Below are 25303 nucleotides of genomic sequence, written 5' to 3' on the forward strand. Positions count from 1 at the left end.
CTCGTACAGCATCGGGCGCAGGTTCTTAAAATCGAGGGCCGTCTGTCCTTCCTCGCCCGGCTTCACGCTGACATCCAGGATGCCCGCCGTGAAGTTCGTGTCGACCTTTTCCGTGTCTGTGAACCACGCCATTGTGCCGCCCACCAACAGGCACAGCACCAACAGCAGGGACACGCCAGACAAAATGACTCTGCTCTTTTTTGCCTTCATGTCTTTTCCTCCATTCTATTTTTACATCCTCAATAGCCGCCCTTTGCGGCCGTACAAAATAAGGAATATAGGCATTCCTTATTTGTTGTATTATTATACCATTTTATGGTTCTGCTTTATTTCTATATTTAAAATTTGGTTATTTATATCCTATATAATTTATCCATAAATATTATTATATTTTGGTGAATCATGCATTATTCGCCCCGATTTATGATTCATTTTTCTATTTAATATATTATAAGCTGTTAATTACACGTTTGTATTCCTAAAAAATTTAGGAACAAGCAAAATTTATATTCCAGGTCATGTTTACACGCTGCATTTCATGAAAATCTAATTTATCATACTCAGAAAATTGTAGTCAGCTTTCCAAAATAAAAGATGTGCCGTAGAAAAATCCACGGCACACCGAATCAATCGAACCAATAGAAATCATTCGATACTTGTCAACCTTTTCCACTTTTACAGTAAATCGCACGGGCGATGTAGACGTAATTGCCTCCTGGGTCGCAGCATCCAGCAAAACGCCGTCTTTTTAAGATTGCTTCTTAAGCTATGGCGGCCCTCGCCGTGCGCCCTCTCAGCCGAACAGCCGTCCTCCCGTCACGCCCACAAAGACCATGGAGAGAATCCCCACATAAATCAAAACGGAGGGCAAGCCGCGGAACGCTTTCGGCATATATTCGTTGCGGTAACGTGCCAACGCCTCAGAAAGCACGAGTGCAGCCAAAAAGAACGCTACGCCTGTCCCAATCGCGAATCCTGCCGCCTCATGTGGGCGCATAGCAAAACTGCGCTGCATATACGGCATCGACAGCACGATGCAGTTGATCGCAGCAGGCGAAAGGATCGCCCCAACCTTGCCGTAAATTTTCGGTAAAAAAGTCCTTAAGACAAAAGCCACCAGGAGATAGGCCAGCGCCGCACAGAACGCATAAACCGCCGGGCGCATAAACAGCAGGGTGCTGTTTGATAACAGCACCGGCCCCAAATAGCAGGCCGTCAACGCTGAGGCCAGGGAAAAAAGCCCAACAAAACAGCTATAAAGCGCAATGGTTTTTGGCTTGCGCGCAGCGCGCAGCACACGGCTGAAGCCAATCCCGCCTGTAAAAATGACATTTTCTGCGGTAACCGCCAACAGCGCGGCCAAGCAGAGCTCCATAAACATATTCATCCGCGCGGCACCCGCCTTTCCGCCTTTTTATCCCGCCGGGTATCCGCCCATTTGGTGAAAGCAGCAGCAAAGCCCAATAGGATAAACCCAAAGAACGGCAGGGCTGTGCCCTTATCTGCCGCAATGTAAGTCCCGGTATTGCTGTTCCAGACACTGCCACGCTGAAGGAATTCCCGCAAACAGGCAAACCCACACAAAACCAGGGAATATCCGATCATACAGCCAAAGACATCCGCCAGTACAGCGCGCGCCAGATGATACGGCGCATAGTCGTTGCAGCGGGACAACACCATCGAATTGCAGATGGTCAACCCCGCGTATATCCCCAACGAATGCAGGGACCCCGGGAACAACTGGTTCAAGCACCAGGCTGCCGGCAAGTAGAACACGGCGTTCACGGCAAGCACAGCGCCAGGGCGCAGCCAATTGGGCACTAAACCGCCGAGGAAACAACAGGTCAAGGCCGCCGGGAGCGTCATCAAAAACAACAGGAGCGAAAGCTCCACCGCCATGCGCAGGTTGTAACCCGCCGCCACTACCGGATACAGCCCTAAAGCCCCGATCAGCACAGGGCTTTTAAAGAACAGGCCGTTTGTAAAGACCGTCCGGGTTTCCCGCAGGGTGGAACGTCCGGATGGACGCGTTTGTTCGGTTTTAGCTTTCAACGATCTTCCCTCCCCATACGCGCACCGCGCCGGCCGCCCGGTCCAAGAGCGGGGCAATCGCATTGGACGCCAATATTGCAAAGCACGCCCCCTGTTCATATGCACCAAAATGGCGGAACGCCATCACCAAGGCGCCGCAAAAGGCGCCGTAAATGCTCCGCGCCACCGCGGTGCGGGGGGCGGTCACCGGGTCCGTCACCATAAAAATTGCGCAGAAAAACAGGGAACCGGACATCAGCTCGTATTTGACGGACGTCAGCGGGCTGCAAGCGATGCGCGGGCACAGCGCCGCCCACAGCGCTGCCGCAAGCAAAAAGAATACCGGCGCTTCCCAATTGGCAATCCGCCGGAAAACCAGGAACAGGCCGCATGCGCCGATCACCAGCATGGCGGTCGTCCCCATGGGCCCCACAAAGCGGCCCCAAAGCATCTCCAACGGCACGATATCGGGCTTGAGGCCCTCCTTCAGGACCCCAGCCGGCGAACGCACTTCCGTATAGGTGCAATCCCCGAACACCGGCAGCACCCATCCAATGGTGGAACTCACATAGGAAAACATGCGCTCCGGCCAGCAGATGGTGACAAACGCAACCCCCGCCGCAGCCGGGTTAAACGGCGTGCAGCCCGTCCCCCCGAACGGCGCGCGCACGACCAAAACCGCAAACAATGCCGCCACCGCGGGCATCCAAAAGGGCGCGTTCACCGGCATCAACAGGGCAATGACCAAGCCGGTAACCAATAGGGACGGGTCCGAATGGATGGTGCGGCGGCGGACCAGGCAGACCGCGACCTCCGCCAGGCAGCAGAGGGCCACCGTCACAAAGGCCATCGCCAGCGGCCGCCATCCATAATAGACCGTTGGGAGCACCAACAGCGTACACAGGGCGAGCGTCACGTTCCACATCAGGGACGGGACGCTGCGTTCTTTTCTTAAACAGGGCGTTTCCTGCAACGAAGGCATCTCATTCGCCCCCTTTCTTGAATTCCGCCGCGCGGAGCATCTGCGCGACCAAGTCGATGCCGGAGGGACACGCCAGGCTGCACGCCGCGCAGGCGATGCAGTGCTGGACGTTTACCATGCGCAGGGGATCGGGGTTTTCCCGGGAAAGCTGGTCGCATACCTCCCAAGGGCGGATCCCCCGGGGGCAGGCGCGCACGCAGCTTCCACAGCCGATGCAGGGATAGGTTCTCCAGCGGGGCTGGCGCTGCAAGGCGATCAGGCAGCGCGTGTCCAGCGTCACCGGGGCGTCCAGGTCGGGCGCCCGCTTGCCCGTGATGGAGGAACCGACAAAACAGGCGCCAGGCGTCCCCTCCACACCGCAAAAGGCGAGAAGCTCCCGCAGCGGGGTCCCGACCGGCACACGCAGGTTATATGGGTGCGGGACCGCGTCCCCCGCTACCGTGACCACGGTTTCGGTCTGCGGCGTCCCATTCTCCAAAAACGACGCCAAGGCGGCGCAGGCCTGTACGCCGATGAATCCCGTTGTGTTTCCCTTGGCATATAAGCCCCGCTTGAGCAGTGCGCGCGCCGGATAGCGCTCCCCTGCCGGCATTGGTTCTACCGCAGGGCAGGCCTCGTGAACCCGCTTCATCTCCTTGCGGGAGCTGGCGGTGACCCGGCACTCCGCCGCGCCGCAGGCCCTTGCCGCGGCAGCCAACCCGTCGGCCACCTTCTGCGGCTGTTCCCGCAGGACGGCCACCGCGGATGCGACATAGGGGTCGTCGTCAATCGCATTGGCAAGCAACAGGTTTACACCGCGCCTGCGGAACCGCTTCAGCTTTTTGTACAGCGGAAGGCCATCAAATTCATCGATAATCCCGGCGGATGCCGCGGCCGAAATTACTTCTTCCTGCTGCCCCTGGGCGGGCGGCTTTTGTTCCGGCCCTTCATACGCCCAGTCCGGCACCAAAAGGGCGCAGGGGACCGTCCCCTGCAGGGGAAGCGGGAGCTCACGGATCTCCTTGATCCGCCCTGCAGCCGGGGCATGGGCCGGCACGGAACGCTGCGGGGCGGAGAGCGGGGCGCCTTTGTCCACCCAATCCCCGGGCTCTACCAGGCGTTCGGAAAGCACCGTACATCCCACCAAAGGGACCCACAGCTCCGCTGGCTTTGGGAGCTCCTGAATCCCCTGTTTGAGCGGTTCTTCTCGGTGCGGCTCCAGACGGACGCCGCGCGGAAACAACGTCAAAGGACCACCCCATTCCCTTCCCGGAGCGTTGCAATGGCCTTTGCAGCGTCCGGCGCGTGGAATACGCTTGTCCCCGCTACGCAGACGTCCACCCCTGCTTCCTTCGCGGCAACCGCCGTCTGGGGATTGATCCCCCCGTCCACTTCCACAAATGCGCCATGGGCTTTCAGGGTGCGCACCTTGTCCATCATGGGCGCCATAAACGACTGCCCGCCAAAGCCGGGCTCCACCGTCATGACCAGAACCATGTCGAGGTCGTCCAAAAACGGCAGCACCGCCTCCACCGGGGTCTTGGGCTTCAGGGCCACGGCGGGCTTTGCGCCCCCCGCGCGGATCGCCCGGATCGTCTCATGCACACTGCTCTCCGCCTCCAAGTGAAAGGAAATGATATCCGCGCCCGCCTTTAAAAAGTCATCCACATAGCGGAGCGGCTCGCTGATCATCAGATGGACGTCAAACGGCAGCTTCGTATAGGGCCGGATCGCCCCCACAATGGGCGCTCCGAAGGTCAGGTTCGGCACAAAATGGGCATCCATCACATCCAGATGGATCCAATCCGCGCCCGCACGTTCCATCCGCGCGGTCTCCTCCCCCAGTTTGGAAAAGTCCGAGGACAACATCGATGGTGCAATCAGCATGACCGCAGCCTCCTTTTTTCAATTCCATGGCCGCCTTGCGGCGCCGGTTGTCTTTTTCTCCATTTTAGCCGAAAACGGTCTTTTTTTCAACCAATGGCGCACCGCCAAGTGATTTCTGGGAAAAGGCATCGCAGGCTTCCCTGGGAAAACACCCTTCTTTATACATCTTGCCAAAACGCCTTTCATTCGTTTGGCGCAGATCCCTAGTCCCCCAGAAAAGCCAAATGTGCGCAGGGCAAAAGCCCTGCGCACATTTGCCGCCGCGAGCGAACAGACGCCAAGATCCCGGGGCCAGCTGGACGCCCGGGCCTTGGCCGGGCCCGGGCAATCTATCTGAAGCGGTGGAAAATATATTTGCCCCGCACCCTCATAGTATGCGCCCCGGCCCAAAATGGATTGCAATTTTCCGAGAAATTGCTTTGCTTCCGATCGAGCGTTAAGCTTCACAACCTCAGCCTTTTCTTTGGCATGGCTGCCAGCCTCACTGCCCGCCGCTTTTCTTCCGTTCCCGGTAATACGCCATACACAGCAGCACCAAGGCAACCGCCATCACCCCGCGGAACGCCCAGCCCAGCGCGCCGGCAAACAGATCCTGCTGCAAAATGGCCCCTGCAAGCCACCAGCCGCCCATCACCAGGAATAATGCACCGGCGAAGTAGAAGATCTTATTCATCTTCCCAAACCGGAAGAACAACAGCAGGGCGGCGGCAAACCACATGGCCGCATATACGTAATCCAACAAACCCCACAACCCTTCCTACCGGACCTTTGGGTCCGCATGATTTGCCATCCAGTATACGCCCTGCCAAAAGCTCTGTCAACCGGTCAGCTGGCGCGTTTGAGCGGCCCAGCCCCCACCGGCGCGCGGTGCAGGGCTCGCATCCTCCTTTGCCGGCGCAGGCGGCAGGCATACTCCCTGCGCACCCGCAGCGTGCAGCAGACCGCCATGGCAGCCCCCAGCCCCACCTGTACAGCGGTAAAAAGCCCGTTTCCCTGCCCCGCAAGCAGGGAAACCAGCCCCATGACCGCCATCATGCCGCACAGCATTTGATTTTCCAATATCCGCGGCTGGTATTTCACAAACAGCGCGCACGCGCCGGTTATTAACAGAATCCCCATACATGCTAACATCTTATCCCCTCCTGTAAAACGCTCATATGTTCTATTGCAAAGTTATAATAACACATATGTTCTATAAATACAAGGGCCTCCGCCAAAAAATTCGAACATAAGAACGATCCACCGCATTTGTTTCTTCTTTTTAGACTTTCCAGCCTGTCAAAAAGACAAAACAAAAAGCGCCCTTTTCAGGGCGCCCCTTGAAATTCCTTATTCCACTGCCAATCCAAGAACCCCATGGCCTTTCCGGCGTTTGGGTAAGCGAAGCCGACTCCCCGCGGCAAATGCCGCGCAGAGGGATTTCCGGCCTCTTTTTGCCTATAACAGGGTTTCCCTTTGGGGAAACCTTACTCAAGGATATAGAGGTTCATATTCCGCACACCGAAGTTGATGCACTCATTGTACGTATCATAGTACAAGTCCGCTACAATCCGGCCGCTCTTTACGCCGCCGCCGGTATCCGCAGCGATTGCATAGCCGTAAACGGTCTTGCCGTCCGGGGATGCAATATACATTCTCGTTCCATACGGGATGATCTTCGGGTTGACCGCCACAAGGCCGACCGCCGCAGGCTTCCCGGTGGACGTATATCCACCGCCCGTATAGGCCGAACTGCGCCCGGATACCACCTTGGAATACTTAATGGTATTGCCGTTGTGATCCGTGAGCGTGCCGTCCCCATTGACGATCGCTATGCCGTTCTTCGGCTTTGCGCCAACCGTGACCACCTTTGTGACAGGCTCCTTGAGCACGGTTGTGCTCAAAACCGTCTCCTCCGCAAGCTGGCCGTCGATAAACTTCTGGCGCTTCTCGACAGACTGGCTTCCGACCTGGCCTTCTACTTCCACAATCGTCTTGCCCTTGTCAAGATTCGCATCCTTGTTTGTTGTCGTCTCATAAGGAATCTCTTCCGTCACCGTGACATCCTGATACGTAACGCGGGAAACGACGATCTGCATGCCGTCACACACACGCTCCTCCAGATTCACGCTGACAAGGTCGTCGGAACCAAGGGAAATCCCCTGGTCCTCCAGGGTCTGTGCCACCGTATTGGAGGGGGCCAAGAGCTCTCTCGTTTCCCCATCCGCTGTGATGGACACCTCATATCTGCGGGTGACCGTAATTTCCGTGTCATCCGTCACTTTCTCGTTCTTCGCAGGCTCCACCACATCGTTCACGCCGAGGGTGACGCCCACTTTTTCCAGAACATCTTCCACGTCCTCACCGTAATAAGCAAGCATAGTGTGGCCGGCGCCGTCCGCCAAAACCGTTGCGTCATACGCGCTCTTCACGGTCAGGTTGATCGCCGTCTCGTCCTCCGAACGGGAGATGTCGTCCATCGGCCCAACTTCGATTTCCGGATATTGAGCCTTTGCCTGATTCAGGATGTCCTGCGTCCCGCCGCTGGTTGTTTGCAGCGTGTAGGTTTCCCCATTGTACGTAAGATTGACGTCGCGCGTGGCGGCCATAACCGTGATGACAGAACTTACCGTAATCACGACCATCACCAGCAGGGCGGTCAACCGTTTCAACGGGGTTTTGCACAGGAAGCGCTTTGCGTTCTCCACAAATTGCTTCGCATTCTGATTGAACATTGTTTCACCTTTTTCCTTTTCTGCGGCAATTTCGGTTCGTGCCATCACCCTCCCCCAGCCATCCTGTTTGGCAGGGAAAAGAGCCTACGACAAAGTAAATCAATTACTACATGCGGGAAAAAATCTTCCCGCTCGCCGCTTCATGGTTATTGGGGTTGTCAATGCACGTATTATATTCATCCAATCGCCCATTGTCAAATTTGGAAAAAGCGCGATTTTGAGCATTATGAACAAGTCGAAAATCAGAATTGTCCACCGTTTTCCGGAGAAGCTTCCGTTTTCGACCGGATTTCCCCGTTGCTTAGGAAGATTTTGACCGTGTTTTCTGTGCAGAATGTAAAAACTTTCGGTTACAAACTTGTTACAAAGGTTTCAAGCCTGTATTTTATGCCAGGGGACGGGAAAAAAGCGCGGCAAAAATGCGGGGAGACAAGCCCAAAAACGGCTTGTCCTCTGGCTTTCCGGGCGGATTGGCCTTGGGGGACATTGTATGTCTTTGGCAGTTCTCCCGTCAATGATTTCCATTTTGCAGGTTTGGCATTTCTTCTTCGCGCAAGAGAAAGGCGGACGGCAATTTTCCACACTTCTCAACCGCTTTTCCACCGGATTCCCACGAGTTTTCCCTCTCTTCCACAGGGAGAGCCTTGTTTCTGTGGATTTTTCTCGGACCGGACAACTGTCTTTTTCCTCCTACTGTATATTGGGGTTTGAAGCGGGTTTTTGAAAGGTTTTCCACTATTTCCACACAGTTTTCCACCGTTGAAAGGGAAAACTCTGTGGAAAGCCGGTCGAATTGGGGCGCCGCCCACGCTCAAAAACACCGTTTTCCACAGGCACACAGCGGGCACACAGTGCCTCTCGCGGACCTCCGGTCAGGACGCGCCTACGGCGGGCACACAGTGCCTTTCGCGCCTACGGCGGGGGCCACGGCAACAAACGGCAATGATTGCATCCTCCGCTCCACAGGGGAAAGCCCTACAGAAGCAGATGGGAAGCCTTATTGCCCACCCACAGGGAGTATTCCGCAAAGGCAGGCGGAAAAGTATGCAAGATGGGGAATCCCTTCCCTGCGGCATGAGCAGACACCCCAGTTTCCTTTATATAAATAGAAACCTTCTTGCCAACGCAACATGCTTTTTCCTTTAAATATGAGCGCATCAAAATAGACGCAAAGCAACGAAGCCCTTCCTCCGATTGCAAATATCCTGATTAGAAACTTATATACATCTATATACATCAGAAAAAGCCCTTGGAACACGCAAAAAGCCTCCCAACGGGAAATTCCGTGGGAGGCTTCGAATGCTTTTGAAATGGGACTCCAGGCGCGCAATTATCTCTTGGAGAACTGCGGAGCACGACGTGCTGCCTTGAGGCCGTATTTCTTGCGTTCCTTCATTCTCGGGTCGCGCGTGAGGAAGCCGGCCTTCTTCAAAGAGGCGCGGAGGTTCTCGGAATCGTACTGCAACAGGGCGCGCGCAATGCCGTGGCGGATTGCACCGGCCTGTCCCGTTACGCCGCCGCCTGCCACACGGCAGACAACGTCGAACTTCTCGTTGGTCTCGGTGAGCACCAGCGGCTGACGCACGATCAGCTTGAGGGTCTCGAGACCGAAATAATCGTCGATGTCACGATCGTTGATCGTCACCTTGCCGGTGCCCTGGTACAGGCGCACACGGGCGACGGAGCTCTTTCTTCTGCCAGTTCCGTAAAAATAAGGCGCTTTCTCGTACATAGTTCAGTCCCTCCCTTATAACTCCCAGGCTGCGGGCTTCTGGGCGGCATGCTTGTGCTCCGCGCCGTCAAACAAACGCAGTCTGGTCAATGCAGCGCGGCCGATGGTGGTGCTCGGAATCATGCCCTTGACGGCCAATTCCATCGCCTTGGTCGGACGCTGTTCCATGAGGGTGTCATAGCGGACCGCCTTCAGGTGGCCGATATAACCGGTGTGGCGGTAATAGAACTTCTTCTCCAGCTTCTTGCCGGTGAGAACTGCCTTTGCGCAGTTGATGATGATGACATGATCCCCGCAATCGACATGGGGAGCATAGGTCGGCTTATGCTTGCCGCGCAGAAGAACCGCAGCCTGGGCAGCAACACGGCCCAGCGGCTTTCCTGCCGCGTCAATCACATACCACTTGCGGTCGACTTCGCCGGCCTTGGGCATATACGTGGACATAGCGTTTACCTCCAATATTCTTTCAAGATTCCCGAGCCTATCCCTGAATCGCCGCAGGGTTTCCGGCGGCTCAGGGATAGGCTCTTGGCGGGACGGCCATCCCTCAAAAAGGCATGGCACTTCCTACAGTGCGGTTCTTAATATACCATCTGCGGCGCACGGTGTCAAGACCAAAACGCGAAATTTTTAATTTACTTTGCGGATAGCTTCCGTTTTCTCGCATTTTTGGCCAATTATCTCCTGCAAACTCCCCCGTCATTTCAATTGTTAAAGAAATGTCAATTCGGGTAGCGCTTTTCTTTTTGCCGCGTTTCCGGTATAATAGCACGGAATCCATTGGAACGCTCTTATACATTATATAATATAGGTATATGGCCGGGAGCGGCTTGAGACGGAACGGGGGATCATTCATGCAAAAGATTATGGGGGAGATGCGCGCCGCCATGGAGCGCTACGAAATGGTATCATCCGGGGACCGCATCGCGGTCGGCGTCTCCGGCGGGAAGGACTCCCTGGCGCTGCTCTGCGGCATGGCCCGCCTGCGGGACTACTACCCGCAGCCTTTTGAGGTCGTCGCGCTGACGGCCGACCCCTGCTTTGGCGGCCAGGAGACGGATTACAGCCCTATTGCCTCCCTGTGCGCCTCCCTGGGTGTGGAATACCGTCTGCGCCGCACGCGCCTGGGGGAGATCATCTTTGAGGAGCGCAAGGAGAAGAACCCCTGTAGCCTCTGCGCGCGCATGCGGCGCGGCATCCTGCACAACATGGCCAAGGAAGCGGGCTGCAACAAGCTGGCGCTGGGGCATCACTTCGACGACGCCGTGCAGACTTTTTTTATGAACCTCTTCTACGGCGGCAAGCTCTCCTGCTTTTCCCCAAAGACGTATCTCTCCCGCAAGGACCTCTGGATGATCCGCCCCCTGATCTTTACCGAAGAGGCGTCCATCCGGGCCGCCGCGCGCCGGAACGCCTTCCCCGTGGTCAAAAGCGCCTGCCCTGCGGACGGCGCAACCAGCCGGCAGGACACGGCCACGCTTCTTGCCAACCTGGAGCAGCAGTTCCCCGACCTGCGCTCCAAGGTGATGGGCGCCATGCAGCGGACGCATCTATCGGGCTGGTGAGCGGGTTGCCCTGCCAGCAGCCATCCAAAGGGGCCCTGCCCCATGAAACAACCGGGCGCACCGCACAAAGGACGCTAAGAGGCAACGTTCACAAGGCGTCCCTTAAACGATCTCGCAGAAACGGCATCCAAGCGGGTATTTCCCGCTGGATGCCGTTTTTTTACAATATCGCCTGGCAGCTATTTTACAACGCCCCTTTTTGTAGGACCGTTTCCAGCGCCGCGTCCTGCTTCTCCTTTGCCCACTCCAAATCCTCAAAATCGCCAAGGGCGGCCAATGATACGGCAGAAGCGTCCACCCCGGCCTCCGGCTGTTCCTGCCGCCCGCGGATGGTCGCCGGGATTTTCCCTTCCAGCTGGCCCCGGGCACTCTGCGCCCGGAGCAGGCAGACCTGTTCCAGCGTATCCACGGCCAGCTGGTGATCTTCATAGGAGCAAAACGCCGTCGGGTCCCGTTCCACATAGGGGGCGATCCTTTTTTCCGTCTGCCGGAGGACGGCTTCAAACCGGCCATTCTCAAAATATCCCGAAAGGAATTCATCAAAGTACCTGTGATAGCGGGCAAAATATTCGTCATGCTTCATCAGGTTGTGATACAGGGGCCGGTTGCGCATAACCTCCCCTTCTGCGGGGGTGTTGATGGGATAATTGATCAGCACGTTGGGGTCCTTGATGGGATTGGTCATCCCCAGGGCATAGGTGCCAAAGGATAGGTTATAGTCCCAGGGAAGGATGCGGAGGATCCCGTCCTCCTCGTATAAAAAGTAATTGTGCCCGGTGCGTCCCAGATAGCTGTCCCAGTTCATCACAAAAACCTGTACGGTAAAATAGCGCAGCACCTCGTCCACATCGACCGCCGATTCCAAATTTTCGCCGGTCGATAAGACCCGCAGCGCCTCGACCAACCGTTCCCGGTCGGCCTCCGACGCTTTAAACTTCGCGTTCTCGAAGATGTTGGGGTAGCTGTCCGGGTCCCCGTCGATGTATTTGAGCGCTACATCGGCGTTCTCCTCCTTCAGAGAACGATAGTCCGGCTTGTATAATTGCCCAAAATCCTTGCCGAAATTCCGGCGCGCGAAAGCTTCCTCCGGTTCTTCCACCGCCAGAAACAGCCCCCAGTCTTCCCCATTCACCGTCACCCACGCATAGCTGCACAGCGGGGTGGGGACGCCCATAAACGCCATCATATCATAGGCCATATAGGTTTTCAGGTAGCTGTTGTCCTGAAAGGAGGCGTCCAGTGACAATTTGTCAAGGCCGTAGTAATTCCCGCCGTCAATGAATTGGTCGAATTCCAGCTTGAGGCTGTACCGCGACAGGCCGTACTCTTCCGTCAGGCGCAGGGAATTGTTCCCCTTGGCGCGCAGGCCCACCTGCCGGAACGCCTCCCCGTCGATCTCCACCGTACAGGGGACGTATTCTTCTTTTCCCGCGTTTTCGACAAATGCGCCCCAGTCATCGATCTGAAGATCGATGGTATGTACCCTGCTGCTGTCAAACAGGCGGGACGCATACCCCGGTGAGGCGCTGGCCTTTGGGAGCCCCAACGGTTCGCCAAACATCAGCAGTATGGCAAGCAGGGCCGCCAACGCTGCCGCGCCGATGCAGATCCGGTCGATCCATGCACTTTTTATCATCGCTTTATCCCATATAATCGCCGTTGTAGGAGACAAGCACCACCCGGGAAACGCCGGGCATGGCCTCCAGCTGATTGACAAAGGCGCTGTTGTCATCCTTGAGGCGGACTTCATAGTTCAGCTCCACGCAGCCGCCGCACACGCTTTTGCTTTTCAGGTTCAGCCGTTTGACCTGCGACTTTACAAAAATGCGCACCTGTTCCTCGATCCCGCTGTTTTCGCAATGCGCCACCAGGATATACGGCGAATCCACCGTCTTCCTTTTGGAGAATGCGACCAGCACCGCCCCAATAAAGATGCTGCCGAACACCGCCAGAGGGATGAGGCCGGCCGCCAGCACAATGCCCACCGCAATCGACCAGAACAAAAAGGCGATGTCCATGGGCTCCTTGATCGCCGTGCGGAAGCGCACAATGGACAGGGCGCCCACCATGCCGAGGGACAGCACAATGTTGCTCACGACCGTCATAATCAGCAGCGTGGTGATGAGCGAAAGGGCGACCAGTGTCACGCCGAAGCTGGCGGAATACATCACCCCGCTGTAGCTCTTTTTATAGACAAAAAAGATAAACAGCCCCAACAGAAAGGCCAAGACAAGGGCGATCGCCATGTCCAGCATGGAGATGCTGGCGATGTTCTCCAGAAAGCTGGATTTGAAAATATCCTGAAAAGTCATTTCAGCCGTTCCTCCCGATTTTCCTTTAATCAAACCTGCGGCATACAGCATATTTGGAGCAAGCCGCCGCCTGCCTTCCGGGAACCTGCACCGCCATGCGGACAAGCTCCGGTAAAAACGCATCGTATTTGACCTCCAGCACCGTGCTCTGTTCCAGCGCCCGCAGGTAAAACGTGTCTGGGTTTTGGAAATCCACGTTCCCCAGCCCGGTACAGATGTCCCGGTCCAGGGTAATGCGCACATTGCCTGGCGCATAAAGGAACGCTTCGCGGTCGTAGCGGACGATGGTTTTCGGCCGCAGGCCCTTCCCTTGCAGTTTGCTGTAAAGCTCTATGAAGAGCGGTTCCCCGGAGTCCAACAGGAACCCGTATTCGCCGGCCAGAAGGCTTTGCACCTGCTCCGCCGTCATGCGGGCGCTGCGCTTTCCGCACAGGCCGTTCTGCTTAAACTTTTTTTCCAAGCGGATAAAGGAGGGATCCGCCCCATAATAGCGCAGGCGGAATTTTTCCCTCCGGTTCACCCCGTCGAGCTTCTCCCGCAGGGCGCTGTCATAGGGGGTATCAAAGTAGAGGCTCGTCACCCGGTAGCATCCGTCCGCCCCTGCATGCGGGTCATGGGGAAACAATTTGCGCAGCCTTTGGGAAAGCACCAGGTCTTCCCGCAGGTTGATCTGGTGCTTGTATTCGTGCCGCAGAGGGATGGCCTCCGGCGGGTTAGCCGTCATAGTCGGAATTCCCATCGTCGTTGTCGCTGTAGTCGCTGCCGCCGTCGTCATAGTTGGTGTCGCCGTAATGGGTTGCGCCGCTGTAGTCCGTGACCCCGTCGTTGTTCGGGCCATAGTCCGTGTCGTTGTAATCCGTCACGCCGTCGTTGTTCGGGCCGTAGTCCGTGTCGTTGTAATCCGTCACGCCGTCGTTGTTCGGGCCGTAGTCCGTGTCGTTGTAATCCGTCACACCGTCGTTGTTCGGGCCATAGTCCGTGTCGTTATAGTCCGTCACACCGTCATTGTTCGGGCCATAGTCCGTGTCGTTGTAGTCCGTCACACCGTCATTGTTCGGGCCATAGTCCGTGTCGTTGTAGTCCGTCACACCGTCGTTGTTCGGGCCGTAGTCCGTATCGTTGTAATCCGTCACACCGTCGTTGTTCGGGCCGTAGTCCGTGTCGTTGTAATCCCCGGAGGAACCCGTCTGCTGCTGCCCGGCCTGCGCATTGACTGCCTTGTGCCCGGCTTTGACCACTTTCCCTGTGGCCGCGTGTACATCGTATTCGTATTCATTGCCATTGGCGGTGAACTCCAGTTCAAAAACCGGGGTCCCGTCGTCGTGGTCGAACTCCTTGTCGTCAAACACGGCGTCTTCTGCCGGAACGTTGGCCTGGGTCAGGGCAATCTCCTGCGCTTTTTCCAGGGTGATGTAGGGGGAGGGCTCCCCGCCCTTCGCATATGCGGGGTCATAATCGTCGCCGTCAATGGTCACAATCCCGGAAGAAAGGCTGATCTCTTTGACCACCGCCTGGGTGCTGGCGCTCATATCCGCCAGGAAATGGTCGCTTGGGAGTACCGATCCGGGTTCCAACTGCAACACAATATTCTTTTCGTTCCCGTCGATGTCCTCTACAAAGTATCCGGCCTCGTTGATTTTCTCAACTAGATCTCTCAAGACAACGTCGCAGTTCTTGCCGATGTAATCCGGGTAGGCTTCTACAATCCCCTTCCCCTCTTCATTCTGGCCGGCGAGGGCGATCACTTTTCCCTCTTTGTTGTAATCGATTTGAATCTCAGGGTTCACGCTCAGCATGAGGGTTCCCGTTTCTTTCAGCGCAGCGCCTTCGGCTGCCGGTGTTTCCGGAGAGCCGCAGCCGGTCAGAAGGGCTGCTGTGAAAATCGCCAGGGAAGAGACCGCTGCAAAGATTTTTCTTCTCAATTTCATTTTGATAACTCCTCTCAATCTTATTTCAGGTGGCTTTTGTTTTGCCTTACACCCATAGATTACGGAGGGGCGTTTCAGGAACCGGGGTCTCTTGGAAAAATTTTTTAAATTTAATCATCGCTGTCTTCGCCGTCATCGTCGTCGTCATCATCGTCATCGCCGTCATCATCCCCGCGGTCGTTGCCGCCGTCGTAGTCCGTACCGCCATCGTTTGTACCGCCTTCCTCGTCCGGACCGTCATCGGTATCCCCATCGCTGTAGTCCGTGGCGCCGTCGTTTCCGGGCCCATAGTCCGTATCCGCTGGGACGGGCTGGCTGCTAGCGGGCGGCGGATTGCCGGAAACCCCGCCGCTGTTCTGGCCATTGCCGGTGTTCCCATCGCTGTAATCCGTCACGCCGTCGCTGCCGGGTCCGTAGTCCGTATCCGCTGGGGCGGGCGTGCTGCCGGTGGGCGGCGGGTCATTGGCCGCACCGCCGTTGCCCGGGCCATCGTTGGTATCGCTGTAGCTGGACGTCCCTGCCGGATTGGTGCTGTCCTGGCCGCCAGTGTTTTGGGGCTCGGAAGATGCCGGTGGCGCAACGGCTGGCTCCGCCGGTTCGGACGCCGGCTCCGGCTGCGTTTGTGCGGGCCGGGAAGGCGCCGCGGACAAAGCGCTCTCCGGCGGCTCCTGCCGCCCCTTCTTATGGTCCACAATTTCGACGGTAACCGTCATCCGCCCGGCCAGATGTTCCTCCACTTCCGTGCGCAGCTCCGTCCCGTATTCCTGGAACAGGATGTCGTCCGGGGAGTCGATGGAAATGGAAACCTGGCCCCCTTCGGAAAGGAAGCCCATCGCAATCGCCCGGTCGACCAGTTCATCGGCAACGATCACTTTGTCCTTCCCCTTGCCGTCGTAGCCCTCCAGGAGCTTCTCCCCGTCTTCGTTTGTTCCAACCAGCCCCACAACGTCCCCATGCCGGTTCAGGTCCATCTGGACCTCCGGATTGATGGTCAGGTAGATGGATGAATAGGGCTGTATATAGTCCTGGTAATAGCCGAACCCAAAGAGGAAGAGGAAGCAGGCCGCGATTGCCGCAACCCCGCTGCAGACCCATCGGGCCGTGCGGCGTTGTTTGACCGGTCCCTCTTTCATCAGCACCGGATCGTATACCGTCTGCCCCACCTCATAGCGGAGATTTGCCGCTTTTAAAAACCGGCCCTCTTCATCCAGTAAAACCACGTAACCGGGGTGGCATTCCATAACGACATAACTCATTTTGCCGCCACTCCTTTCATCACCTGTTTTAAATGGCCTCGAATGATTTCATATCCATTGGTATAAATCAACAGGAGCGCGACCATGTATTTGCGATGCCGCTCCAGCGTTTTGCGTTCCACGCCGCTGCCGGCCGCGAGCTGTCCAACCGGCAGTTTTTTGGTATGTAAGAGCACATCGAAGAGCTCCGGGTTTTCCCTTGCATATTGCAGCGCTTGCCGGCACGCGGCCAACGTGCGCTGCTGCTTGGGGCAGTTGTCCGCCACGTCGCTGATGCTGACGCCAAATTCCTGCATTTGCCGGGTCAACTCCTCGATTTCCGCACGGGTAGCGTCCCGGGAAAGCATTTCCTCCTGGTGATCCCTTTCTTCCGGCAGCGTATCCAAAAGCGCCGCATCCTCTTCCCCCGCCGGCGTGTCCAGCGAAAGGGTACGGCTGTGCCGCCGTTCCCTGCGGCTGTAATCGATCAGACGGCTCCGGATCAGCATCGCCGCATATTTCAGGAAAGCCCCCCGGGCGCGGGAATATCCGCCGATCGCCTCATGAAATGCGATCATCGCGATGCTCAACTCGTCATCGTGCCCTTCCACCGGCGGTCGTTTTAAATATTTTGCCGTTTCCGCCTTGATAAAGGGCATGTATATGCCGATCAGACGGTCCGCCGCCTCCACATCTTCCTTTGCCGCATAGACCTGTTGAATGATTTTGTGTTCGTCACGCATGCAGCAGATTCCCCCCCATTTATAGAAATACGGCCCCTGTTTTTTAAAACCGGGGTCGATAACAAAGGAACTGAAAAAATTATTTAGAATGTTCCATTATAATATCATACAAAGCACAAGGGGAAAGCAAAACGGATGCGGGTTAAATCTATGTAAAATCCATGTTAAATTTCTATTTTGATTTCGATCCCTATCGTTCCCTGAGTATGCGGTGGGACGTAAAGGCTTTCTTTATAAAATCATCTTCGGGCCCTATAACCGGTTGGAGGTCCTGTTTCCCTGGCGGCTTTTTCCGCGTTTTTCCGTATAGAGGTTTCCCTCCAGATACAAAAACCGGGCGCTTCGGTGTGAAGCGCCCGGTTTTCGGAGCCTGCTGCGGCCCGTCAAACAAAGAGCCTTGCAATTGCGGGTACAATCTCCTTGATGACGGTCTGTGTGGTGTTGATGCAAAGGTCAAAATTCAATTTATCTCCCCAGGCGTGCCCGGTATAGACCTCACAATACTTGGCACGCTTCTTATCGATTCCGGTAATCTTCTGTTTCAATTCCTTATCGGTCAGCTTTTCGTCCTCCGGACCCTTTTCCCGGCAGCGCTTGATTTTGCTTTCCATGTCCGCATAGATAAAGATCCGGAACGGCCGGTATTCCTTCAAAATATAATCCGCACACCGCCCCACGATCACGCAATTGGATTTCGCCGCCATTTGTGTGATGATGCGCGCCTGCTCCTGATAGACCGCCATCGTCTGCTCAAAAGCAGGGTTTACCGCAGGGTAAAAACTCCTTCCAATATGGATGGGGAACGAAAACGAGGGCTGATGTTCTACAATCGCCTCCACATACTGTTCGGACAGTGAGGTCCGTTTTGCAATTTCGCTGATGATTTCCTGATCGTAATAGGCAAATCCCAGCTCTTCCGCCAACCGGCGGCCAAACTCGCGGCCGCCGCTTCCGAATTCGCGGCCAATGGTAATGATTCGGTTCATCCTACACAACTCCTTTCGTTTTCAGAGGTTTTGTACATTTTACCATCTCATAAACGACATAGATGGCAACGAGCAGCTCCGTAATGGGCATCGCGAACCAAATGGAGTCCGCCCCCGTGACCAATGGAAGCAAGTAGATCAGGACCCCGCTGACCACCAACCCACGCGCCACGGACACAACAAACGCCACCTTGGGCTTCATAAGGGCCTGGAAGTAATAGGTAGAAAAGATGTTCAATGGCAGCAAAAGGAACGAGATGCCATAGCAGCGGAAAATCGTTGGAGCAATTTCCAGGACCTCGGGCGTTGGCGTCATAAAGACGCGGATAAACAGGTTGGGAACCGCCAAACTCAATGCTGTCCAAAAGATGCCGAAAAAGGCCGTCGTGCCCAAAGCGTATTTTAAGGCCTGACGGATCCGGTCCCCCTTGTTTGCACCGAAATTTGTAGAAATAATGGGCTGGGAGGCCTGCCCAACACTGTAGGCGCAGCACTGCGCAAACGTACTGATGTTGACAATTACGCCGTACACCGCCAGCGCATTTGTCCCCAAATAGTGCATAATCTGCCGGTTAAACAGGATGGTGAGGATGCCCATCGCAACGTCAATGAAAAAGGTGGAAAATCCGGTTACAGAGATCTCCTTCAGCATTTTGAACAGGCCGGTGGGTTTCACGAAGTGCAGTGTATTCCGCTTCGTGAAGAAATGCGACAGCATCACGATAAACGTGATGGCCGAACCGATGGCCGTGGCAAGCCCCGCGCCATACGCGCCCATATCGCATGTAAAGACAAAGAAATAATCCCCAAACACATTGAAAATGCCGCCCGCCAACACAGCCCCTGTGGCCAGCGCGGGGTTTTTATCGTTCCGCAGGTAGGCCGCAAGCATCTGGTTGAACAGGAACAGCGGGATTGCAAATTTGATAGGGCTCACGTATTCCCGCGCCAGAGAAAGCGTGTTGTCCTGCGCGCCAAACAGCAGCAGGAGTTCGCGGTCGAAAAAGATCACCACCAGCCAAATGACCGCCGCAAGAAAGATCGAGCCGATCACGGAAGCGGTAAAATACGCATTTGACCGCTTCTCCTGGCCTTCCGCCTTTCCCCGGATGGTGCTGAAAAGGACCGAGCCGCCGATCCCCATCAGGAGCCCAAAGCTATAGATGATGTTCCAGACGGGCGCGACCACCGCCAGGGCCGCCGACCCCTCCGGGCCGTGGTACTGGCCGACCATGGCCATGTCTACAATCGAATAGATCGACGTGATCAGGGCGCTGCCAAACGCCGCCGCCAAGTACTTAAAATAGATGGTTTTGATGTTGCCGTTCAGAAAGTCCATTCGTATTCTCCTCCTTCCAAATAAAAAAGGCTGGATAAGGTCAGACATTTCAGTCTGTGCCTTATCCAGCCCATCATTTCTACCGAATGATTTGCCCTCCGAGCAAGCCTGTCTATTGTAACAGATTTCTTTTTGCATGTCAAATGCGAGCGGAGGAATCCAGGGATGGGAAGCGCAAAATCCTGATCCCGGCCTTCCGCGCCAAACAAAGAGGGGCAGGGTGGCGCCCCAGCGATCGTATCCTCTTCGGGCGCTGAATCGCTCCGCCGGTATAAAGGCGCTAAAGGTGATATCCTATTCGTATAAATCATTATGATTATACGAAACGTATCGTTTAATATGATACACTTTGTATAATTTGCTTTAATTATTACAGGTTCTACTTTGTCCCCGGCAGAGGTCCAGCCACTGGCACCCCCGGCAAACCTGCTCCAAACAGCCGGGCCGTAGGATCTGTTGCTCCACACGGCGCTCAAATTCGCCCCAGGGAATCCGCTGCCCAAACCGCAGGCCGCAGTATTGCAACACGGCACGGTCATACCTATCGGGCTTCGGCGCGGACGCGCACCAGCCGCTTTGATTGTGTGGGCAGCTCGCGCAGAGGACGTCCGCACCTGCGGTCAGTTCGATGTCCGTCTCCGGTGCGGCTCGCAGGCCAGCGATGACGCGCGCCATATTCTCGACAAACGCAGGGCTATAGCCCTTTCCCGTAAAGTGCCGGATGCAGAGCCCGTGGTGGGGCCGCAGCCGTATGGCCTTCCCGTTCATACCGAAACCGCCATCCCTGCTTTGGACAGCGTCTTGCGCAGCACGGGTACCAACAGGGCGGCCACGGCAATCTTGGCCGCATCTCCCGGAAGGAAAGGAACGACACACAGCAACAGGGATTCCACCAGGCCGGTATGCGCGACCACCATATACCAGGCGGTGCCCAATAGATAGCAGAGCGCCAACCCGCCAGCCATGGACAGGGCAAACCAATATGCCTTCCCATGGCACCGTGCGGACAAGAGCCCCACCAGCCATGCCGCCGCAACGTACCCAACGATATAGCCGCCCGTCGGCCCAAACAAGATCCCCATCCCTCCGCTAAAGGAGGAAAACACCGGCAGGCCAACCGCCCCCAGCAGGACATAGACCGCCTGGCTGATTGCACCGCGCTTCGCCCCCAGCACGCCGCCCGCCACAAAGACCGAGAAGGTCGCCAGGTTGACCGGCACGGGCTGAATCGGGATTGCAATCTGGGAAAGTACCGCGGTCAGTGCTGCAAACAGCGCGCAAAGGATCAGGTTTCGCGTTTTTTCCAACCGGGTCATACCGCCCCTCCTCTATTGTTAACTAAATAATTTATTTAGGTTTACAATTTGCATTATACGGGTTCCGCTGGAAAATGTCAAGGATTGGAAAGATGAACGGGGCTGAATTTTCCAGAACCGTATGAGGGGAAGGCTTTTAATACAAGCCTTCCCCTCGTCTCCCTGTTTTCGCAGCAAAGTCCAACCGGCCTTTGCAGGCGGCAAATGCAGGGTATATGAAATACATTTTGGATAATTTTCTTTATTTACAACCAAACGTAAATGACGTGTCGTGTGCATAGAGCGCTCCCTTATGCAGCACGGGCGACGGAAAATGCGGGCACGACATCGCATTGGGGAAATACTGCGTCTCCAAGCACAAGCCCATGTTCGTCTCATAGGGCACCCCGGATTTCCCGACCGGGCCATCCAACACATTCCCGCTGTAGAACTGCACGCCGGGCATGGTGGTGCGGACGGTCATCGCAATCCCCGTATCGGGCGAATAGAGCTCTGCGGCGACCTTCTCCCCATCCCCGCCGTCCAGGATAAAGTTGTGGTCGTATCCCTTCCCATTGCGGAGCTGCGGGCAGTCCACGTCCATATCCCGCCCGATTTCCTTGCTCTCCCGGAAGTCAAACGGCGTCCCCTCGACGGAGAGGACGGTGCCGGTCGGCAGGCAGTCCGCATCGTTTTCCGTGAACGATCCCGCCGGAATGCGCAGGATGTGGTTGCGGATCGTCCCCTTCCCCTCGCCGGACAGGTTGAAATAGCAGTGGTTCGTGAGGTTGACCACGGTGTCCGCGTCGGTCTCCGCACGGTATTGCAGGAGCAGCCGGTTGTCATCGGTAAAGGTGTACGTCACGCGCACATCGAGGTTGCCGGGATACCCCTCTTCCCCGTCCGGGGAAAGCCGGTGGAACATCACCGACTGCCCCTCAATGCTGGCGTCCCAAACGCGCTTGTCAAATCCGCAAATCCCGCCGTGCAGATGGTTCGGCCCATCGTTGACCGCCAGATGGTATTCCGTCCCATTGAGCTGGAAAATCCCCTTTTCAATGCGGTTGCCATGGCGCCCGACCACAGCCCCCAGATACCCATTGTTCTGCTCGTATTCCGCAAGGGTGCGGTACCCCAGGCAGACGTCCGTCAACGTCCCGTTGCGGTCGGGCACCCGGATTGCCTGGATGGTGCATCCGTAGTTCATCACGCTCACGGACGCCCCGCTCGCATTTTCGATGCAAAACCGGTATACGGGGACCCCGCCCCGTGTCGTGCCAAACAATTCTTGTGTGACCATGCTTTTTATCCTCCTTATCAAACTCAGTTGGTTGCTGCTGCGCGCCCCGGCATAAGGAAGCTTGCGCGGCTTTCCCTCCGGCACGCGCGCCGGGAAGTCTGGAAGCGATCCCGCTTCCCTTTTCCCCGGAAATCAATATTTCCTGCTCCGGATGTACTGCTGCGCATTCTCCTGTGTATAGACCTTTTCGTCGGTGATAATGCGCAGGGGCAGCTCTTTTCCCGCCATCAAGTCCTTGACCGCCTTCATCAGCTGGGGTCCCAGCAGCGGGCTGCATTCCACCACACAGTTCAGCCGTTTATCGATCAGCGCTTGGAAGGCCGAGCGCGCGCCGTCCACAGAGATCAGCTTGACGTCCACGCCGGGCTTCAGGCCATGGGCCTCCAACGCCTCCGCCGCGCCGAGCGCCATATCGTCATTTTGGGAGAAGATCACGTCGATGTCCCACTTATGGGAGGCCATGTAATCCTCTACCACCTGTTTCCCGCCCTCATAGGTGAAATCCCCGCAGGCTGAATAGACAATTTGGCAATTGGGGTATTCCTGCATAACCTCCTGGAACCCCTGGCTGCGCTCCTCTGAAGGGGACGCCCCCACGGTGCCCTCAATTTCCATAATGCGCACATGCTCCAACGGGTCTTCCATGGTCCCGGCCAACCACCGCATGGCACGCCGCCCTTCCTCCAGGAAGTCCGCGCCGATAAACGTCATATACATATCGTCCTTTTGTGTGCTGACCTTCCGGTCGGAAAGGAGGACCGGAATCCCCGCGTCCTGCGCTTCCTCCAGCACCTCGTCCCAGCCGCTGTCTACAACCGGGCTTAGCACAATGACGTCCACTTCCATCTCAATGAACCGGCGCAGCGCCTCGATCTGCCGCTCCTGGCTCTGGTTGCCGTCCTCGTAGATCAGGTTGATGCCAAAATCCTTGGCCGCGGTCTTGATCGACTGGGTGTTTGCCAAGCGCCAGGCGCTCTCCGTGCCAACCTGTGCATATCCCACGTCGATGATCCGGTCGGGCTCTTCATACACCCGGTTGAGGCTCTCGACGTATTCGTCCGCATTCTCCTTTGTGATGCTGTGGCTCCGCAGGATCACCTGCTTGGGGACGCCGCTGACATTCTGCAAAATCTCCAGCGCATATTGGACAGCCTCCCTGCCGCCGGTTGGGCAGGTGATCGTCTCGTCGATCAGCCCGCGGCGCACCAGGTCGATCCCCCGGTTCTCCCCGGTGAACCCATCGACCCCCACAATGCGGATATCGTCGTAGCCCAACTGTTCCAGCGCGCGGGCAGCGCCGAGGGCCATATAATCGTTGTGTGCGAAAATCGCGTCGATGTCGCGCAGATGCGTGCCGAACGCCCGGACAATATCCTCCGCGGAGTCGCGGGATTCGCTCACAACATGCACCTGCTCCACCCTGACGTTGCCCGCTTCTTCGATGACGCTTCGGAAGCCCTCGCTCCGGTCGATGCTCGCCTGCGAGACGGAACTCCCGCAGAGCTCCAGGACGGTCCCTTTGCCGCCCAGCATGGCAGACACGGATTTCCCCGCCCGCTTCCCAATCAGTTCGTTATCCGGGCCGATAAAGAGGGAATAATCGTACCCCTCCACCACGCGGTCAAGGACCACCACAGGGATCGACTGGTACACTTCGCTCACCAGCGGCGTGACCTTTTTGACGTCACAAGGGGAGACGATCATCAAATCGACCCCGAAATCCAGCAACCGTTGGATGTCCGCGATCTGTTTATCGCTGTTGTCCGTCGCGTCCGTAATGACCAGGCGCACGTCCGGATGTTTGGCAGCTTCCTCCTGGATCTCCTGCGTGAGCACCAACCGCCAGGGCTCCCGCATATTGGCCTGCGATACGCCGATCACATAGGAGATCTGGTCTGGCTGCTGCTTTACCACACACGCGGAGAAGATCGTAAAGAGCAACACAAAAATCAGGATACATGCGCAGGCAGCTTTCCCGATCAACCGGTAGCCTGCCTTTTTGATCCGTTCCCGCATGCGGATTCCCTCCTTTCTACATTCCTGCCGTTGGGCCGGTCATGGATTGGGTTCGCCCCTTTTCTGCAAGCTCTTCTTGTACTCCATAGGCGAAACCCCCAGCACCTTTTTAAACGCGCTGCTGAAATAATGCTGGCTGGAGTACCCGACCGCCTCCGCAATCTCATACATCTTGTGGTCGTCATCGCGCAAAAGCTCAATCGCCCGGCGGATGCGTACCCGCGTGATATAGTCCATAAAAGTGATGCCCGTGCTCTGGCGGAACACCCGGCTCAGGTGCTGCGGGGAGACATGCGTATAGTCCGCCGCCTCTGTGAGGGAGAATTCCTCCCGGGCAAAGTTTTCTTCGATGTATTTTTTTGCATCCCGGACAAGCTGCGGCGTCTCCAACAGGGTACGCAGGTCCTCGGACGCCCCTTCGTATGCGGCAGGCAGGCCTTGCAGCGTATCCCCCAGGCGCCGGGTGAGGAAGACATCCACCGGCAGGTGGGTTTGCAGCAAGTGTTTGAGCTGTTCCCCCGCGGCCTCCCACACAGCGCGCGGTTCCCCCGCGGTGAGCAGCACCAATTCGCCGGCGGAATTCCGGCAGGTGGATACAGGGCGCAGCGTCTGGAAGACCTCATTCGCCATATTTTCCGCCGCATAGAACAGCAAGTCCTCGTCCCACTCGCCGCCGATTTCCGCATTGTCCTTGTTCTCAAGATGCACCAGCGTCACGCCGACTGGCTCCGGGAGTTCCAGCCCAAGGGCAGAAATGCGCTCCTGGATCTCCGCTTCCGTAAAGCGGCCGTCCAGCCAGCCCTCCAGGAATTCGGCGATCAACGCCGGCCGGTTTTTCTCCACCAGCGCCCGGGCCCATTCCAGATACTGGGCCTGTTTTTGCCGGTGCCCAAGCTGGTCTTTTGCCTTGCCCAACGCCTCATAAAAGGTATCCTCCATAATGGGCTTGAGCAGATAGTCAAAGACCCCTAGGCGCAGGGCCTTCTGGGCATATTTAAAATCGTCGTAGCCGGTAATCACAAGGATCAAGGCGTCCGGCTGGACGGTTTTCAGCTTCTCAATAAAATCCAGGCCGTTTAAAAACGGCATGTTGATGTCTACAAAGAGCAGATCCGGGTGATATTCCATCGCCTGTTCCAAGGCCATTTCCCCGTCTTCCGCTTGGGCGACCACCTGTATATCGGGGTCCTTTTTCAGGAAATGGGCAATCCCCCTGCGGATAATCTCCTCGTCATCCGCAATCAGCACCTTGTACATTC

The 25303-nt window shown here is 56.5% G+C and carries 27 protein-coding genes; 1 reads left to right on the plus strand and 26 read right to left on the minus strand.

Translation table 11 applies throughout. From position 1 onward, the window contains the following. The 13 genes from I2E77_RS11175 to I2E77_RS11235 all read right to left on the minus strand — a co-directional run. Positions 1–210 (minus strand): TasA family protein (locus I2E77_RS11175; protein ID WP_243252607.1); only part of this gene is annotated, 210 nt, incomplete at its 3' end. Between the two features lie 583 nt (positions 211–793). Beyond that, on the minus strand, positions 794–1387 hold the full coding sequence (locus I2E77_RS11180) for an Rnf-Nqr domain containing protein (protein WP_195451229.1): 594 nt from the start codon (positions 1385–1387) through the stop codon (positions 794–796). Continuing rightward, the gene (locus tag I2E77_RS11185; protein ID WP_191405964.1) at positions 1384–2052 is read right to left on the minus strand and encodes an Rnf-Nqr domain containing protein; all 669 of its coding nucleotides are present in this window, start codon (positions 2050–2052) and stop codon (positions 1384–1386) included. Before I2E77_RS11185 ends, I2E77_RS11180 begins: the two co-directional genes overlap by 4 nt. Then, positions 2042–3013 (minus strand): RnfABCDGE type electron transport complex subunit D, encoded by a 972-nt coding sequence (locus I2E77_RS11190; protein ID WP_195451230.1) that lies wholly within the window; start codon positions 3011–3013, stop codon positions 2042–2044. The genes I2E77_RS11185 and I2E77_RS11190 overlap by 11 nt, the downstream gene beginning before the upstream one ends. A 1-nt stretch (position 3014) precedes the next feature. Further along, positions 3015–4241, minus strand: coding sequence for a 4Fe-4S dicluster domain-containing protein (locus I2E77_RS11195; RefSeq protein ID WP_195451231.1), 1227 nt, complete (start codon positions 4239–4241; stop codon positions 3015–3017). After that, on the minus strand, positions 4238–4879 hold the full coding sequence (rpe, locus tag I2E77_RS11200; protein ID WP_195451232.1) for a ribulose-phosphate 3-epimerase: 642 nt from the start codon (positions 4877–4879) through the stop codon (positions 4238–4240). The genes I2E77_RS11195 and rpe overlap by 4 nt, the downstream gene beginning before the upstream one ends. 481 nt (positions 4880–5360) lie before the next feature. Beyond that, positions 5361–5621: a hypothetical protein gene (locus I2E77_RS11205; RefSeq protein WP_087235060.1), complete on the minus strand. Its 261-nt coding sequence runs from the start codon at positions 5619–5621 to the stop codon at positions 5361–5363. Between the two features lie 83 nt (positions 5622–5704). Next, a complete protein-coding gene (locus I2E77_RS11210; protein WP_195451233.1) occupies positions 5705–6010 on the minus strand; it encodes a hypothetical protein in 306 nt (101 codons plus the stop codon). Between the two features lie 335 nt (positions 6011–6345). Next, complete coding sequence (locus I2E77_RS11215) at positions 6346–7638, minus strand: 3D domain-containing protein (protein WP_195451234.1); 1293 nt, start codon at positions 7636–7638, stop codon at positions 6346–6348. Between the two features lie 466 nt (positions 7639–8104). Then, positions 8105–8338, minus strand: a complete 234-nt coding sequence (locus tag I2E77_RS11220; RefSeq protein ID WP_140400398.1) for a hypothetical protein — start codon at positions 8336–8338, stop codon at positions 8105–8107. A gap of 585 nt (positions 8339–8923) precedes the next feature. Beyond that, positions 8924–9325: a 30S ribosomal protein S9 gene (rpsI, locus tag I2E77_RS11225; protein ID WP_054324959.1), complete on the minus strand. Its 402-nt coding sequence runs from the start codon at positions 9323–9325 to the stop codon at positions 8924–8926. A gap of 15 nt (positions 9326–9340) precedes the next feature. After that, a complete protein-coding gene (gene rplM, locus I2E77_RS11230) occupies positions 9341–9769 on the minus strand; it encodes a 50S ribosomal protein L13 (RefSeq protein ID WP_087234568.1) in 429 nt (142 codons plus the stop codon). 103 nt (positions 9770–9872) lie between these two features. Beyond that, positions 9873–10106, minus strand: a complete 234-nt coding sequence (locus tag I2E77_RS11235; protein WP_195451235.1) for a hypothetical protein — start codon at positions 10104–10106, stop codon at positions 9873–9875. Positions 10107–10179: 73 nt separating this feature from the next. On the opposite strand from I2E77_RS11235, the gene I2E77_RS11240 reads away from it, so the two are divergent. Beyond that, entirely contained in the window at positions 10180–10890 is a 711-nt protein-coding gene (locus I2E77_RS11240; protein ID WP_195451236.1) for a tRNA 2-thiocytidine biosynthesis TtcA family protein, read from the plus strand. A gap of 184 nt (positions 10891–11074) precedes the next feature. On the opposite strand, the gene I2E77_RS11245 is transcribed toward I2E77_RS11240, so the two are convergent. The 13 genes from I2E77_RS11245 to I2E77_RS11305 all read right to left on the minus strand — a co-directional run bounded on the left by I2E77_RS11245 (position 11075) and on the right by I2E77_RS11305 (position 25301). Next, positions 11075–12526 carry a CotH kinase family protein gene (locus I2E77_RS11245; RefSeq protein WP_195451237.1) on the minus strand — a complete coding sequence of 484 codons (1452 nt, stop codon included), beginning with the start codon at positions 12524–12526 and terminating at the stop codon, positions 11075–11077. A gap of 4 nt (positions 12527–12530) precedes the next feature. Next, on the minus strand, positions 12531–13202 hold the full coding sequence (locus I2E77_RS11250; RefSeq protein WP_195451238.1) for a DUF4956 domain-containing protein: 672 nt from the start codon (positions 13200–13202) through the stop codon (positions 12531–12533). 25 nt (positions 13203–13227) lie between these two features. Next, positions 13228–13926 (minus strand): polyphosphate polymerase domain-containing protein, encoded by a 699-nt coding sequence (locus I2E77_RS11255; RefSeq protein ID WP_207738250.1) that lies wholly within the window; start codon positions 13924–13926, stop codon positions 13228–13230. Next, on the minus strand, positions 13916–15130 hold the full coding sequence (locus I2E77_RS11260) for a PepSY domain-containing protein (RefSeq protein WP_195451239.1): 1215 nt from the start codon (positions 15128–15130) through the stop codon (positions 13916–13918). The genes I2E77_RS11255 and I2E77_RS11260 overlap by 11 nt, the downstream gene beginning before the upstream one ends. Positions 15131–15240: 110 nt before the next feature. After that, complete coding sequence (locus tag I2E77_RS11265) at positions 15241–16386, minus strand: anti-sigma-I factor RsgI family protein (protein ID WP_195451240.1); 1146 nt, start codon at positions 16384–16386, stop codon at positions 15241–15243. Next, positions 16383–17108 (minus strand): sigma-70 family RNA polymerase sigma factor, encoded by a 726-nt coding sequence (locus tag I2E77_RS11270; RefSeq protein ID WP_195451241.1) that lies wholly within the window; start codon positions 17106–17108, stop codon positions 16383–16385. The genes I2E77_RS11265 and I2E77_RS11270 overlap by 4 nt, the downstream gene beginning before the upstream one ends. Before the next feature lie 383 nt (positions 17109–17491). Beyond that, a complete protein-coding gene (locus I2E77_RS11275) occupies positions 17492–18094 on the minus strand; it encodes a cytidylate kinase-like family protein (protein ID WP_195451242.1) in 603 nt (200 codons plus the stop codon). 1 nt (position 18095) lies between these two features. Continuing rightward, on the minus strand, positions 18096–19433 hold the full coding sequence (locus tag I2E77_RS11280) for an MATE family efflux transporter (RefSeq protein WP_087234577.1): 1338 nt from the start codon (positions 19431–19433) through the stop codon (positions 18096–18098). 363 nt (positions 19434–19796) lie between these two features. Next, complete coding sequence (locus tag I2E77_RS11285) at positions 19797–20201, minus strand: DUF1284 domain-containing protein (protein WP_195451243.1); 405 nt, start codon at positions 20199–20201, stop codon at positions 19797–19799. After that, entirely contained in the window at positions 20198–20749 is a 552-nt protein-coding gene (locus tag I2E77_RS11290) for a biotin transporter BioY (RefSeq protein ID WP_195451244.1), read from the minus strand. Before I2E77_RS11290 ends, I2E77_RS11285 begins: the two co-directional genes overlap by 4 nt. A 241-nt stretch (positions 20750–20990) precedes the next feature. After that, positions 20991–22028, minus strand: coding sequence for an aldose epimerase family protein (locus I2E77_RS11295; protein WP_087234580.1), 1038 nt, complete (start codon positions 22026–22028; stop codon positions 20991–20993). A gap of 132 nt (positions 22029–22160) precedes the next feature. Then, a complete protein-coding gene (locus tag I2E77_RS11300; RefSeq protein ID WP_195451245.1) occupies positions 22161–24044 on the minus strand; it encodes a substrate-binding domain-containing protein in 1884 nt (627 codons plus the stop codon). 39 nt (positions 24045–24083) lie between these two features. Next, positions 24084–25301 carry a response regulator transcription factor gene (locus I2E77_RS11305; RefSeq protein ID WP_172749730.1) on the minus strand — a complete coding sequence of 406 codons (1218 nt, stop codon included), beginning with the start codon at positions 25299–25301 and terminating at the stop codon, positions 24084–24086. Between the last annotated feature and the right edge of the window lie 2 nt (positions 25302–25303).

The sequence above is a fragment of the Anaeromassilibacillus sp. 1001302B_160321_C8 genome (assembly GCF_015554745.1).
GTDB lineage: Bacteria > Bacillota > Clostridia > Oscillospirales > Acutalibacteraceae > Anaeromassilibacillus > Anaeromassilibacillus stercoravium.

What these genes read in the sequence shown, in the direction of transcription:
- I2E77_RS11245 (WP_195451237.1), bottom strand. Translation starts at nt 12,526, where the DNA reads ATGATAAAAAGTGCATGGATCGACCGGATCTGCATCGGCGCGGCAGCG.
- I2E77_RS11275 (WP_195451242.1), bottom strand. Translation starts at nt 18,094, where the DNA reads ATGAACCGAATCATTACCATTGGCCGCGAATTCGGAAGCGGCGGCCGC.
- I2E77_RS11295 (WP_087234580.1), bottom strand. Translation starts at nt 22,028, where the DNA reads ATGGTCACACAAGAATTGTTTGGCACGACACGGGGCGGGGTCCCCGTA.
- I2E77_RS11255 (WP_207738250.1), bottom strand. Translation starts at nt 13,926, where the DNA reads ATGACGGCTAACCCGCCGGAGGCCATCCCTCTGCGGCACGAATACAAG.
- I2E77_RS11240 (WP_195451236.1), top strand. Translation starts at nt 10,180, where the DNA reads ATGCAAAAGATTATGGGGGAGATGCGCGCCGCCATGGAGCGCTACGAA.
- I2E77_RS11250 (WP_195451238.1), bottom strand. Translation starts at nt 13,202, where the DNA reads ATGACTTTTCAGGATATTTTCAAATCCAGCTTTCTGGAGAACATCGCC.
- I2E77_RS11290 (WP_195451244.1), bottom strand. Translation starts at nt 20,749, where the DNA reads ATGACCCGGTTGGAAAAAACGCGAAACCTGATCCTTTGCGCGCTGTTT.
- I2E77_RS11235 (WP_195451235.1), bottom strand. Translation starts at nt 10,106, where the DNA reads ATGGATTCCGTGCTATTATACCGGAAACGCGGCAAAAAGAAAAGCGCT.
- rpe (WP_195451232.1), bottom strand. Translation starts at nt 4,879, where the DNA reads ATGCTGATTGCACCATCGATGTTGTCCTCGGACTTTTCCAAACTGGGG.
- I2E77_RS11270 (WP_195451241.1), bottom strand. Translation starts at nt 17,108, where the DNA reads ATGCGTGACGAACACAAAATCATTCAACAGGTCTATGCGGCAAAGGAA.
- I2E77_RS11285 (WP_195451243.1), bottom strand. Translation starts at nt 20,201, where the DNA reads ATGAACGGGAAGGCCATACGGCTGCGGCCCCACCACGGGCTCTGCATC.
- I2E77_RS11210 (WP_195451233.1), bottom strand. Translation starts at nt 6,010, where the DNA reads ATGTTAGCATGTATGGGGATTCTGTTAATAACCGGCGCGTGCGCGCTG.
- I2E77_RS11190 (WP_195451230.1), bottom strand. Translation starts at nt 3,013, where the DNA reads ATGCCTTCGTTGCAGGAAACGCCCTGTTTAAGAAAAGAACGCAGCGTC.
- I2E77_RS11180 (WP_195451229.1), bottom strand. Translation starts at nt 1,387, where the DNA reads ATGAATATGTTTATGGAGCTCTGCTTGGCCGCGCTGTTGGCGGTTACC.
- I2E77_RS11215 (WP_195451234.1), bottom strand. Translation starts at nt 7,638, where the DNA reads ATGGCACGAACCGAAATTGCCGCAGAAAAGGAAAAAGGTGAAACAATG.
- I2E77_RS11300 (WP_195451245.1), bottom strand. Translation starts at nt 24,044, where the DNA reads ATGCGGGAACGGATCAAAAAGGCAGGCTACCGGTTGATCGGGAAAGCT.
- I2E77_RS11280 (WP_087234577.1), bottom strand. Translation starts at nt 19,433, where the DNA reads ATGGACTTTCTGAACGGCAACATCAAAACCATCTATTTTAAGTACTTG.
- I2E77_RS11305 (WP_172749730.1), bottom strand. Translation starts at nt 25,301, where the DNA reads ATGTACAAGGTGCTGATTGCGGATGACGAGGAGATTATCCGCAGGGGG.
- I2E77_RS11265 (WP_195451240.1), bottom strand. Translation starts at nt 16,386, where the DNA reads ATGAGTTATGTCGTTATGGAATGCCACCCCGGTTACGTGGTTTTACTG.
- rplM (WP_087234568.1), bottom strand. Translation starts at nt 9,769, where the DNA reads ATGTCCACGTATATGCCCAAGGCCGGCGAAGTCGACCGCAAGTGGTAT.
- rpsI (WP_054324959.1), bottom strand. Translation starts at nt 9,325, where the DNA reads ATGTACGAGAAAGCGCCTTATTTTTACGGAACTGGCAGAAGAAAGAGC.
- I2E77_RS11260 (WP_195451239.1), bottom strand. Translation starts at nt 15,130, where the DNA reads ATGAAATTGAGAAGAAAAATCTTTGCAGCGGTCTCTTCCCTGGCGATT.